The organism is Sphaerospermopsis sp. LEGE 08334 (assembly GCF_015207205.1).
Classification (GTDB): domain Bacteria; phylum Cyanobacteriota; class Cyanobacteriia; order Cyanobacteriales; family Nostocaceae; genus Sphaerospermopsis.
Map to the genome: position 1 here is coordinate 36,948 of NZ_JADEXH010000035.1, position 12,106 is coordinate 49,053.

The window sequence follows — 12,106 nt, forward strand, 5'->3', positions numbered from 1 at the left end:
AATTTTGATGAAAGTCCAGTTTTACTGTCAATATATAGCAGGGAACAGGGAACAGATTGTATATCAAAATTTATACATAGAAGCTACTATGATATCATGTCCACCCAATCACTTACGATATAGCTGTTTCGTGAGTAATTGCCTTTTCCCAATTACCAATTACCAATTACCAGCCTCAACAGATATGATAATTGTGCAACCGAAAATTATATGAATCAAGATTTAACACAAAAATGGTTATCCGAAATTCAAAGCCTCAAACAGCAGATGGCTGAACTGCAACAAAAACGTGATGAAGCTTGGGAAAGTTCACAAAAATGGCGACAACTCTATAACACTGAATCAGAACAACGTCGCACTGATGCCAAGATGTATCAACAAGAAATTGCATCTTTAAAAGCTGAACTTTGGAAACTTCAAGGTATTAAGACTGATACAATTATAGAAACTACCATAACGGCTATTGAGTCAGAACTAACCGAACACACATCTATAGAAGAAGTAAAAGCTAAACTGATCGCTGTGACTCAAGAACGCGATCGCCTCATTCAAGCATTAAAAACAGAACAGGAAAATCACGAGCAAACCCGTAAAAACCTCACCACAGCTTTAGGTGATGCTATTGATAGTTTGACACAGTTGAGAGCAGCCACAAAGGCAACAGAGGAAGTAGGGGAAGCAGGGGAGGTGGGAGATAACGCAAGTCCCTAGTTATCAACTTGGGTTAATATGTACTAAAAGAATGGAATTATATTTATGGTTCAAACTCCTCAAGCACCAGTCAATTATTTTTCCTTTGAAGATTACTATGCCTATGATGATGGCACTGGAAATCGCTATGAATTAGTAGATGGAGAATTAGTTTTAATGCCACCAGAATCAATTTTTAATTCTGATATATCAAGACGACTTTTATTTGCACTTTCTAAATGCGTTCCTCTTTATATGTTAGCATACAAAGAAATTATGATTGAGGTAAGTGGACGTAGAGCTAAGGTAAGAATCCCCGATTTATTAGTCTTGGGTGAAGAATGTCGCACTGCTTTAGAAGCGACAAAAAAAGGAACTATTACCCATGAAATGCCACCACCATTAATAGCTATAGAAGTGGTATCACCTGGTACTGAAAATGAAGTTAGAGACTATCGCTTCAAGCGTTCTGAGTATGCCGCTAGGGGAATTTCTGAATATTGGATTGTTGATCCTGTACAGAACAAAATTACGGTTTTATCTTTAGTAGAAGGCTTTTATGAAGAATTTATTTATACAGGTGATGAATTAATTAAAAGTGAAGTATTGCCAGAAATTAAGATTAAGGTCAGTGATATTCTGGTTTAATAGATAGCTATTAAAATCAGAGGAAGCAGGGGAAACAGGGGGGTAATTATTTGTATTTTCCCAATCACCAGTCCCCAGCCTTCTTTAAAAACCCATAGCCTCAGCTACCGCTTGCAAATCTGCGGGTATACCCTGTTTAAACTGAGCATGACTGTGTTTAATGGCTGTATCTGGATCTTTCAAACCATTACCAGTGAGAACACAAACCACTGTCGCACCAGTAGGAACTTGATCTTTCACCTTTAACAACCCAGCTACAGAAGCGGCGCTGGCAGGTTCACAGAAAATACCTTCCGATGACGCTAACAAGCGATAAGCGTCCAAAATTTCCTCATCTGTAACAGCGTTAAAACTACCCATACTAGCAGTTTGAGCAGCGATCGCTTTATCCCAACTCGCAGGATTACCAATTCTAATCGCCGTTGCTAAGGTTTCAGGATGTGCCACTGGTTGACCATTTACCAACGGTGCAGCCCCAGCAGCTTGAAAACCCATCATTTTCGGTAAGCGATCGCATTTTCCTGCCTGATGGTATTGACAAAAACCCATCCAATATGCTGTGATATTTCCCGCATTTCCCACCGGAATACACAACCAATCAGGAGCATTACCCAAAGCATCCACCACTTCAAAAGCCCCTGTTTTCTGACCTTCCAAGCGGTAAGGATTGACAGAATTTACCAAAGTAATCGGATAATGATCCGCCATTTCCCGGACAATTTCTAAAGCCCGATCAAAATTTCCTTTAATAGCTAAAACTTCAGCCCCGTATAATAAAGCTTGAGCCAACTTACCTAAAGCCACATAACCATCAGGAATCAATACAAACGGGCGCATTCCTCCACGTTTAGCATAGGCGGCAGCAGCAGCGGAAGTATTGCCTGTACTAGCACAAATCACAGCCTTAGCACCAGCTTCCTTAGCCTTGGTAATAGCCATAGTCATACCCCGGTCTTTAAAACTGCCAGTGGGGTTCAGACCATCATATTTAACAAATACCTGCACCTGCTTACCAATACGTTCAGCGATCGCTGGTACAGGAATCAAAGGAGTATTACCTTCCAACAAAGTCACCACGGGGGTACTTTCGCTCACAGGCAAGTATTCACGGTAGGCTTCTATTAGCCCCGGCCAAGGTTGGCGATGAGATTTAGCAACAGACAAGCTCACAGTCACAGGATTCTAAACTTCTTAACTAGGGATTAGGAAATGAGAAAAATAGATTTTTTTTGATAGTGTCAATCACTTTACCATGCAAATGGCGATATCTAGCAACAGATGAGGCAGGAAGCAGGAGTCAGGAGTTCTAGGAGTCAGGAGTTCCAGGAGTCAAGAAGTAATATCTTATTCTCCCCAATCACCAATCACCAATCACCATTATCGCAGTCACTTATGATTTAGCAGGAAACCTATTAGAGTATGTAATTAAAAGTATACTTGATTTTAAGAAAGGTTAAGATGACTTTATAATAATATCTCTAATGGTGTGAGTTTAGTTTCGGAAAGAACATAACTATGTCAACTTTATCATCCAGTGTTGCCAGCTGCGAATCTCATAGTGAATTGGTAAAGAAGCTCACCAAGGCTTACTACCAAGACGAACAACAAGAAAAATTTATTGACCTGCAAGCAGAAGTAGATTCCCTGCTGCAACAGTTACAGAACCTCAAAAGCCAAAGACTAGAAACTTCTAGCCACGAATAATAAATTAACCAGCGAGGTCATCATTCCAGGCGCTGATTAATTTTCGACCAGCGCCTCAAGCTATATTTATCAGCAGTTTCCACTAGCAAAGCTAGAGATTGGTCACTGTGGAGTTGAGCGATCGCTGTCAGATTTTGTGGTGATTTATCAGTAAAATCAGTATAGATAACCTGACAATTAGCAGAAAAAATCATGGTTCGGGCAGAAAAAATCATGGTTCGGGGAAGTTTCTGCTCTTATTCATTTACTAAATTTTTATTTCCATCTGGAGTCAAAGAAGCAATAGCTGAACTAGAAATAGTCAAAACCACATCCTCGTTACCATCATTGGTAAGATCAATCATCTGTACAGGCCAGTCACTCATTTTGATCTGGGAGTAATGCAATTTTGTGGTATGACCCAACAAAATTGCATTGCTCCCTAACAGTTGTTTGTCATTCTTATCTGCGATATAAAACCTAGACAAAGCTAGACTTTACTTTCTACTTCAACGGGAGCATGGGAGCGGTTATCCCTCTGTAGACTTTCACGCTGTAGCCCAACGCGATTGTGTTCCAATTAAGTTTCTGAAAAAGACTACCACCATCATTGCTTGGTTTTCGCGTAGGCAATAGTCTCAATTCAATACTTGATATCACCGTATTATAGATCAAGTAGTTGATTTTTTCCTGAAAATATATTGATTTTTGTCAATATAAGTATAGTTTTGTCTATGAAATTGTCAACTTAGGACAAGCTCTAAATGTTCACAATAGATACTCCTTTAGACAGATCAAAACTTAGTCGCAAGGAACTGTACAAACCTCTTGCCAAAATTATACAATCGTGTATTGTATAGCAAATTACAAATTTTGGCTGTTTTGGCAGGGAAGTTATGAGGCGATTGTTAAGTTTCGTAAATAGCGTTAATATTAAGAAGACATTAGGAAATATGCTTCTTATATATGGGTGACTCAAATTCACCAAGTGCTGAGTTGCTAAAGTCAGTCTTGGAGCCGCTGTTAGAGGATTTTGAATATTGGTTTGCGCGATCGCGTCAATTATTAGAAAATGAGAAAATCTCATTTATGAGTGAACATGAACAATCTGATTTACTCAACCGAGTTAAGCAAGCACAATCAGAATTAAATACTTCCAAGATGCTATTTGCTGCAACTGGTAAACAAGTGGGACTGGATATGGCTACATTAATGCCTTGGCATCAACTATTAGGCGAATGTTGGAAAGTTGGTATGCTCTACCGTCAATCACAGCATGAGTGATATTTATTGTCATAAATCCAAACATTAGGTTAAAAACCTTAACATTATTTTCATAAAAAAATAATGTATACCATGTTACGTTAATCTGAATAAGATTACAAAATATCACAACACAAATAGATAATTTAACTTTTGTTGTACCTGTAAATTGCAGGTAAAGAAAAGTTGAGGACTACGATATAAAACTTTAGATTTTGTAAAATTTGTTGCCCCTGGAGGATAGTTTTATGTTACACTTGCTCTACATTTTAGCCTTTACCGTACTAGCGTTTATTGCTGTCAGTAATTTAATTCGTAACCTGGTCATGTTTAGTTTTGATCGAGAGCGACCTTATCCAAATACATCCTCTGCGGGTAATAAAGGTAGCTTTGGTTATTATGCAGCAAAAAGACAATCTGTACCTCATCCAGAATTATTAGATAATTCCGGTAATTTAATTAAAGAACCACTGTTGGTAATGCGTTCTATTAATGTGGATGATGCGCGTCAACAGTTGGATGCGTTATATGAATCTTCTCCTGGTCAAAAAATTGAACGTTCAGAAGATGCTTAATTAATTCAATAATTATTTTTATAATTTGGGAATCTGTAGGGGTTTAGCAATGTGCTTTACCCCTTATTATTTTGTCTGAATCAGGATGTCCGGGATTATAGGATTTACAGGATGGAGATTGACATTTTTTTACTTGTTTTGAAAAATCATTTTTTATGTAAATTATTCAATGTGAAAAAACCGATTTTTCGGATTTAAGGATTGAGAGGAGTTAGTATTATTTATTTTGTCTGAATCAGGATTTCCAGGATGATAGGATTTACAGGATGTTTTTAACACAATCTGCGTTTATCTGTGTTCATCTGCGTTCAATTATTCTGATTCTTTACTAATAGCCATTTGCTAGAATTTATGTTAGAGCTTCCTGAAAAGGCATTTTTATCTTTTTGTCAGAATCAGAATATCCAGGATTAAAGGATTAACAGGATTAAGATTGACAATATTTTTTTACTCATCCTGTAAGTAAATCATTAGATGTGAGAACCAGGATTAATAAGATTATAGAGAATTTAAAGGATAAATAAAAAAAGAACATAATTGATTATGTATTTTCTAACCATCCTGTAAATCCTGTAAATCCTGTCAATCCTGATTCAGACAATCTACGCTTCAATCACAACTCGTAAATTCCCCCTTTTATTCGCAACTCTACAAGAAGTTGTACTACCCACGCGCTCAAATTCTAAGTCAAGAATAGTCCCACCAACACGCAAATTATGCAACGATAAACGATTAATTGATTCCGGTAAAGCAGGGTCAATAATTCGTAAACAATTATTCTGTGCGTCTGGGACTAAATTCACCATCATTTGCAATAATTGAAATATACTACCAGTAGCCCAAGCTTGGGGACTACAAGCTACAGGATATTGCACAGGTGCATTATCACCATTCATTTCATAACCACAAAATAATTCTGGTGGACGTTGGTAAGGTTGCTGAGAAGTCATATTAAACAAACCTTGAAATAATTCCAAAGCTTGATCAATTAAACCTAAAGAACGCAATCCCATCGCAATTAAAGAATTATCATGTGGCCACACTGAACCAATGTGATAACCCATTGGATTATAAGCTGGTGATAAACTACTTAAAGTTCTAATTCCCCAACCATTAAACATATCAGGCGCTCGCAATCTTTCCGCTACACTGTATGCTTTTTCTGGGGTAAAAATTCCCAAAGATAAACAATGTCCAGGATTAGAAGTAATACTATCTACTTGATTTCCTTCCCCATCTAAAGCTAAAGCACAAAAATCTTGATCTTCTATCCAAAAATCTTTGTTAAATCTAACTCTGAGATTTTTAGCTTCTTCTAACCAAGTTTCCGCTAAATCTAGCCGCTTTTTCATCTTTGCTATTTCTGCTAATTTGATTTTCGCAGCATAGACATAAGCTTGCACTTCACATAGAGAAATTGCACCCTTAGCTAACTCACCTTTTCTATTAACAATACAATCACCAGAGTCTTTCCAACCTTGGTTAACTAAACCACCTTTTGATTTACGATTATAGCTAAGATAGCCTGTTTCTTGCATATTGCGATCAATCCAATCCATTGCGGATAAAGCATTTCTCCACAATGTTTCTAGAGTTTCTTGATCATGAGTCCAGGCATAATAATCAGCATACAACATCAACCATAAAGGCGTTGCATCTACTGTTCCGTAATAAGGTGTATGGGGAATTTCTTGACACCTTGCTAATTCTCCAAACCGCAATTCATGTAATATTTTACCCGGTTCTTCTTCCCGCCAATCATCTAATTTTTTACCTTGATAGTCTGCCAAAATCATTAAAGTTTCTTTGGCGATTTGGGGATTTAACATCAAAGTTTGGGAAGCGGTAATAATAGAATCTCTGCCAAACAGAGTAGAAAACCAAGGAACACCAGCAGAAACAGTTTTATTTTTGCCAAAAGATTGGCGTAATAAATATAAATCTTGTTCTGCTCTTTCAACCACACGATTGAAAAGACTTTTATCTGAGTGAATGCGGGTAATGTGTTGTACCCAATTTTGCTCCTCCATTAATTCAGAAGCTTTTGCTTGTGCCAAAGTTGTGGCAGCATTGACATGAGAAATCGGTTGATTATTGGTTAAACTGTGCAACCGATAACCGAGTTGTTTGGTTTCGTGAGAAGCTAATTCTAAACGCCAAATTGCGGTATAACCTTGAAAATAATCTGGCAGTTGATGTTGAAATTGTATCCGGGATTCCATCACCGCACCATCTAAACCTTGATAAGCAAGGCTGAGATTTTCTGAACAGTTTTTTAGTTCTGCGAATCGTAATAATTTACCCCGGTTTCCTCGATAAAAACCACGAACTTCAAATAAATCTGCAAAGTCAGCGTCAAAGCTGAGACTAATTTCAAAAGTAATGCTAGAAGTGCTGTAGTTAGAAATTTCTATTTCTTCAAATAATGCACCATTAAGGACAATTTCCCGATGAATACCAATAGTATCAGCATTTAAGTGATCATCAATTTTGGGGTTAGTGCATAAAACAGAGAGAGCAAAACCTTTATCAGCAGTGCTGCTTAATAAAACAGGCGATCGCCCATTAATTTGTAACTCTAAACGACTCAAAAATCGGGTATCAGCGCAAAATAAACCCACACTGGGATTCCCATCTTCTAGGGAACAACCGGAAATGTTCCCCATTGTATCTGTCACCAAAAATAAATCATCATCTTTAACCGTTAAAGTGGGTTGTGGTCTTTCACTGACAACGCAAGGCCATTCTGGAATGGGTACTTGTTCAGCAGGAATAAAAATTTTGCCATCGAGGACGATTTTCTCTGGGGTCATCAACATATCCGGTGTCATGAGCCAAATTTCCCTATACTGGACGCGGGACTGGGGAAGAGGCAGGGAAGCACAGGGCAAGGGAGTAGGGGGCAGGGGAAGATTAATAACCCAATCACCAGTCACCAATCACCAGTCACCAATCACCAATCACCAGTCACCAGTCACCAGTCACCAATAAATCTATACCTTTTACATCTGAAGTCAAGGCTGAAAACTGAGGATTTTCTAGGGTTTTATTCTTTGATCAGCAATGAGAGATACTAGAACTAGAAAATACTCATAAATATGTTTAGTTAATGTTTATTTAAAAAAATTTTGAGTTTTGTCAATGGTCAACAGTCATCAAACTTACCAAGGTAGTTTTTGGGTTAATATCTGGACAGGTGCTTTCTAAAGGTCTAGATTGGGCGTTTAAAGATATTCATGAGCATTTCGACTTCTGTGCTGAGTGATTTGCTACAGTCACTACCTTACTTGCGGACTCAGTTGTATTTCAAGGCTTCCCTAACTGCGCTCTCCCATGCAATGGAAGATCAGGTTTTGGCGACTTCCTTGGATCAACCGCTTATTATTGCCAGTTTTCAGCGAGAGCGATTTTATCGTCAAGAAGCTCATCGCTATCAACGCCTTGCCGAGAGAAGTGACCAAATATACGTATTATCTGCACCAGAAACAGAGTTTGCTAATAGTTCGGATGACTATGAAAAGGTAGCTTTTGAACCGGATGATGCTTTAAGTAAAGAATGGCATTTAGTTGTAATCGCGGATAATTATGCTACTTGTTTAGTATGTCGAGAAAGTGTGAGGTCAATTGCTAAAAATCAGCAGTTACCAGAAATGACCTCTAGTCTGGATATAGACACAGCGCGGAGATTTGAGGGAATTTGGACTTCTGACAGAGGAGTTAGTCTCAAGGCCGCAGAATTGATATTGCAAAGAATAGAAGTTTATAGACCCGATTTAGCGGGCAAAATTAACCAGGCACGTCAGAGGTTTGGTATCGGTTCAGTACCACTCAAGTCCCAACCAAAATCAATTAATGAATCCGCTTTTAGTATTGATACTGACCCTTTTGTACAGCGATTAGTAACTTATTTGCAAGCTAGTCAATATAAGCTGCATAAAGCTTATCGTTCTATTGCTGCTCAAGCTAGAAAAGAAAAGTTGATCAATTCTATTAGTATGGCAATTAGGCGATCGCTTGATCCACAGGCAGTTTTGCAAGTAGCTGCTCAAGAGTTGGGTCAACATCTAGAAGCTGATCGTTGTCTGATTTACCGCGCTCAATCTACTGATGACCAAGCAATAATTGAACATGAGTTTTTAAGTCCTGATGTTGTCTCAGTACGGGGACAAACCTGGAATTTGGCACAAAATCCTTTATTTCACGAAATTACCCAACTGGGTGAAGGTATATGTATTACTGATACTCTTACTGATTATCGCGTTACTAGTTCTACCGCACTTTCTTTAATTGTTAAAAGGTTTACTATTCATTCGTGGTTGATAGAACCTGTATTTTCCCAGGGACGACTACTGGGAATGGTAGAGTTACATTTTTGTCATTTACCTGCCCATGAATGGCAAGCTGGAGAATTGGATTTAGTTAAGGCGATCGCAACTCAAGTAGGTGCAGCTTTGATTCAAGCTGAAGCCTTTGCCAATTTAGAAGAACTAAATAAACAATTAGAAGCCCTTGACCGTACCCGCAGTAATTTAATTGCCATTACCGGTCATGAACTCCGCACCCCCCTTTCTACCATTCAGGTGTGTTTAGAAAGTCTGGCCAGTGAACCGGATATGCCTTTAGAGTTGCAACAGGTAATGTTAAATACTGCACTTTCTGATTCCGAAAGAATGCGGAAACTGGTGCAAGATTTTCTCACTCTTTCTAACTTAGAAAGCGGGCGTGTGGAATGGCATCCCGAATCTTTGACTTTACAAGAATGTGTAGATTTAGCCCTTAGTCGCCTACGTACACGCTCCACATCTGAAAAACCGCCAACCATCAAAACACAAATTGCCGAAAGTTTACCTCTAGTTAGGGCTGATGGTGATTGGTTGGTGGAAGTATTAGCAAAAATTATAGATAATGCTTGTAAGTTCACACCCGCATCGGGGCAAATAACCATTGAAGCCCGTAAAAATGGAAATTATGAGGTAGAAGTGATTGTAGCTGATACGGGAAGGGGAATTGAACCAAATCGCTTAGAAATTGTATTTGACCGATTTTATCAAGAAGAGGGAGCTTTAAGACGGACTGCGGGAGGTACAGGACTGGGTTTAGCGATATGTCGGCAAATAGTCAACGGTTGGCACGGGAAAATTTGGGCTGAGTCCCAAGGTAAGGACAAGGGAAGTCAGTTTCATTTTACTATTCCCATTGTTCAGAGTAGTCAGGAGCTAGAGAAGATCAAAAGATGAGGAGACAGGTGACAGTAATAATGCAAAAAAGATCGGTAACAATGTTACATAAACAGAAAAACCAATGTTTCTGTAAAATTAGGTAAAGTAATATTTACACTTAATTTAACAAAAATCCAATACAACTAATGCAACTGCAACTGAGAGGATCAAAATCTACCCTAGCTTCCCTATTATTAATTGCTCCCTTTTTCCTCTGGGGTACAGCAATGGTAGCAATGAAAGGAGTCATACCTCATACCACACCATTATTTATGGCAGGAGTACGTTTACTACCTGCGGGGGTATTAATTCTCATCGCTGCTGCTTTCATGGGTAGACCCCAACCCAAAGGATGGTTAGCATGGTTATGGATTATCATCTTTGCTTTAGTTGATGCTACCCTGTTTCAAGGTTTTTTAGCAGAAGGTTTAGTGAGAACCAGTGCGGGTTTAGGTTCTGTAATGATTGACTCCCAACCTTTAGCAGTAGCTTTATTGTCCCTGTGGTTATTTCAAGAACATATTGGCCTTTGGGGATGGTTAGGGTTAGGATTGGGAGTTACTGGTATTAGTTTAATTGGCCTACAAGAAGAATGGATTTTTCACCTTCTCGATTCAGGAGTAAAAATTACTACCGATAATTGGCAGCAATTATTTAACAGTGGTGAATGGTTAATGTTACTAGCAGCTTTATCAATGGCTGTAGGTACGGTATTAATTCGCTTTGTCTGTAGATATGCTGATCCGGTAACAGCTACAGGATGGCATATAATTTTGGGGGGGTTGCCTCTGTGGGGAATTTCTGCGGTTGTAGAAAACCAACAGTGGCAAAATCTGGTATTATCCGATTGGTTAAATTTGGGTTATGCAACTATCTTTGGTAGTGCGATCGCCTATGGTTTATTCTTTTATTTTGCTTCCAGTGGAAATCTCACCAGTTTAAGTTCTCTTACTTTTCTCACCCCAGTTTTTGCTTTAATATTTGGTCATCTTTTTCTTGCAGAAGTTCTCACCCCCATTCAATGGCTAGGAGTTATGCTGACTTTAATCAGTATTTATTTAATCAACCAAAGAGACAATTTAGGTAGACAAAATCAAAAAGCTACCATCAATGAAAACACTAATCAACAAAAACCAGTTTTAGAAGCATCTGTAACTAAGAAACTTTAAAAAATCACCCTAATATATTCCTTGGGAGATCAGGAAAATGAGGGAAAAAAAGCAATTATCTAGGACTTACGCCAGGATCAACCAAATATGAGGTATGGGTTTCATGCATTTTAACGTGATTTTTTGATGATTTTTGAGCGATAGCGAAGCGCTGCTGCAAGCAGTTCGCTATTGATCGGAAGTTAATCGCCAAAAGCCTGAAACAACGTATTTTCGTTCATGCACATCATGGTAAATTTGTACAGTGCGTAAGTCCTATAATCTTGATAGCGATCGCATGATCTAGACACCATAGATGATGTTTTTTGTCAATGCGTAAGTCCTAGTATAGTTTTGTCTATAAAATTTTCAACTTAGGACAAGCTCTATGGCAAAAACCGATCTAAAGCTGCTTTGAGTTGTTCAATTTCTACATCAATATTACCATTTTCTGAAGCTCTAGCAATGCACTCGGTTAAATGCTCATCTAAGACAATCCGTGCTACTTTATCTAATGCACCTCTCACGGCCGCAATTTGTAACAATACATCAGGACAAGGGCTGTTTTGCTGCACCATTGTTTTAATACCGCGAATGTGTCCTTCAATTCGTGATAGTCGGTTAACAATTCGCCGTAAAGATTCTTCACTGTGAACATGAGGATGAGCCGAGTTGACTGTTTCTGAAGTATGATTTGTATGCTCGTGATGATGATGGTGTGTATGTTCTGCTGACTGTGATGAAGGCAAGGATGCTTCAGCTAATCCGTTTGATGCTGTCATGAGTCCTGTGGGGTTTGGTATTAATCAGATCCTAGCCTAGAAAGATTTGAAATTGGCGGAAAAACCGTACTGGGTAAGGGGCAAATTTCCATAATAGC

At 38.5% G+C, this 12,106-nt stretch carries 12 protein-coding genes; 7 read left to right on the top strand and 5 right to left on the bottom strand.

Translation table 11 applies throughout. From position 1 onward, the window contains the following. Window positions 1-210: 210 nt before the first annotated feature. Together IQ237_RS18730 and IQ237_RS18735 are read left to right on the top strand one after the other, a co-directional pair. Window positions 211-711, top strand: a complete 501-nt coding sequence (locus tag IQ237_RS18730) for a hypothetical protein (protein ID WP_194057850.1) — start codon at window positions 211-213, stop codon at window positions 709-711. A 45-nt stretch (window positions 712-756) separates the two neighbouring features. Then, window positions 757-1,338 (top strand): Uma2 family endonuclease, encoded by a 582-nt coding sequence (locus IQ237_RS18735; protein WP_194057852.1) that lies wholly within the window; start codon window positions 757-759, stop codon window positions 1,336-1,338. Window positions 1,339-1,422: 84 nt separating this feature from the next. On the opposite strand, the gene thrC is transcribed toward IQ237_RS18735, so the two are convergent. Further along, window positions 1,423-2,514, bottom strand: a complete 1,092-nt coding sequence (gene thrC / locus IQ237_RS18740; protein ID WP_194057854.1) for a threonine synthase — start codon at window positions 2,512-2,514, stop codon at window positions 1,423-1,425. Window positions 2,515-2,853: 339 nt separating this feature from the next. Here thrC and IQ237_RS18745 point away from each other — a divergent pair, with 339 nt between their 5' ends. Then, window positions 2,854-3,042: a hypothetical protein gene (locus IQ237_RS18745; RefSeq protein WP_096571218.1), complete on the top strand. Its 189-nt coding sequence runs from the start codon at window positions 2,854-2,856 to the stop codon at window positions 3,040-3,042. A gap of 20 nt (window positions 3,043-3,062) precedes the next feature. On the opposite strand, the gene IQ237_RS18750 is transcribed toward IQ237_RS18745, so the two are convergent. After that, the gene (locus IQ237_RS18750; RefSeq protein ID WP_194057856.1) at window positions 3,063-3,257 is read right to left on the bottom strand and encodes a hypothetical protein; all 195 of its coding nucleotides are present in this window, start codon (window positions 3,255-3,257) and stop codon (window positions 3,063-3,065) included. 21 nt (window positions 3,258-3,278) lie between these two features. Then, window positions 3,279-3,407, bottom strand: a complete 129-nt coding sequence (locus IQ237_RS26735; protein WP_255512685.1) for a hypothetical protein — start codon at window positions 3,405-3,407, stop codon at window positions 3,279-3,281. A gap of 580 nt (window positions 3,408-3,987) precedes the next feature. Between IQ237_RS26735 and IQ237_RS18755 the strand changes: the two genes are divergently transcribed. Both IQ237_RS18755 and IQ237_RS18760 read left to right on the top strand, forming a co-directional pair. After that, window positions 3,988-4,305 (top strand): DUF2605 domain-containing protein, encoded by a 318-nt coding sequence (locus IQ237_RS18755; protein WP_194057858.1) that lies wholly within the window; start codon window positions 3,988-3,990, stop codon window positions 4,303-4,305. 227 nt (window positions 4,306-4,532) lie between these two features. Next, window positions 4,533-4,859 (top strand): DUF2973 domain-containing protein, encoded by a 327-nt coding sequence (locus IQ237_RS18760; RefSeq protein WP_194057860.1) that lies wholly within the window; start codon window positions 4,533-4,535, stop codon window positions 4,857-4,859. Between the two features lie 602 nt (window positions 4,860-5,461). On the opposite strand, the gene IQ237_RS18765 is transcribed toward IQ237_RS18760, so the two are convergent. Continuing rightward, window positions 5,462-7,690, bottom strand: a complete 2,229-nt coding sequence (locus IQ237_RS18765; RefSeq protein WP_194057861.1) for an amylo-alpha-1,6-glucosidase — start codon at window positions 7,688-7,690, stop codon at window positions 5,462-5,464. 405 nt (window positions 7,691-8,095) lie between these two features. Here IQ237_RS18765 and IQ237_RS18770 point away from each other — a divergent pair, with 405 nt between their 5' ends. Beyond that, on the top strand, window positions 8,096-10,096 hold the full coding sequence (locus tag IQ237_RS18770) for a DICT sensory domain-containing protein (RefSeq protein ID WP_194057870.1): 2,001 nt from the start codon (window positions 8,096-8,098) through the stop codon (window positions 10,094-10,096). A gap of 128 nt (window positions 10,097-10,224) precedes the next feature. Beyond that, window positions 10,225-11,247 (top strand): DMT family transporter, encoded by a 1,023-nt coding sequence (locus IQ237_RS18775; RefSeq protein ID WP_194057872.1) that lies wholly within the window; start codon window positions 10,225-10,227, stop codon window positions 11,245-11,247. A 365-nt stretch (window positions 11,248-11,612) separates the two neighbouring features. Here IQ237_RS18775 and IQ237_RS18780 read toward each other — a convergent pair whose 3' ends face one another. Continuing rightward, complete coding sequence (locus IQ237_RS18780) at window positions 11,613-12,008, bottom strand: metal-sensing transcriptional repressor (protein WP_194057883.1); 396 nt, start codon at window positions 12,006-12,008, stop codon at window positions 11,613-11,615. Between the last annotated feature and the right edge of the window lie 98 nt (window positions 12,009-12,106).

Coding starts and splice junctions, on each gene's coding strand:
- IQ237_RS18730 (WP_194057850.1), top strand. CDS start 211: ATGAATCAAGATTTAACACAAAAATGGTTATCCGAAATTCAAAGCCTC.
- IQ237_RS18735 (WP_194057852.1), top strand. CDS start 757: ATGGTTCAAACTCCTCAAGCACCAGTCAATTATTTTTCCTTTGAAGAT.
- IQ237_RS18750 (WP_194057856.1), bottom strand. CDS start 3,257: ATGATTTTTTCTGCCCGAACCATGATTTTTTCTGCTAATTGTCAGGTT.
- IQ237_RS18760 (WP_194057860.1), top strand. CDS start 4,533: ATGTTACACTTGCTCTACATTTTAGCCTTTACCGTACTAGCGTTTATT.
- IQ237_RS18780 (WP_194057883.1), bottom strand. CDS start 12,008: ATGACAGCATCAAACGGATTAGCTGAAGCATCCTTGCCTTCATCACAG.
- IQ237_RS18765 (WP_194057861.1), bottom strand. CDS start 7,690: ATGACACCGGATATGTTGATGACCCCAGAGAAAATCGTCCTCGATGGC.
- IQ237_RS18770 (WP_194057870.1), top strand. CDS start 8,096: ATGAGCATTTCGACTTCTGTGCTGAGTGATTTGCTACAGTCACTACCT.
- IQ237_RS26735 (WP_255512685.1), bottom strand. CDS start 3,407: ATGAGTGACTGGCCTGTACAGATGATTGATCTTACCAATGATGGTAAC.
- IQ237_RS18775 (WP_194057872.1), top strand. CDS start 10,225: ATGCAACTGCAACTGAGAGGATCAAAATCTACCCTAGCTTCCCTATTA.
- IQ237_RS18745 (WP_096571218.1), top strand. CDS start 2,854: ATGTCAACTTTATCATCCAGTGTTGCCAGCTGCGAATCTCATAGTGAA.
- IQ237_RS18755 (WP_194057858.1), top strand. CDS start 3,988: ATGGGTGACTCAAATTCACCAAGTGCTGAGTTGCTAAAGTCAGTCTTG.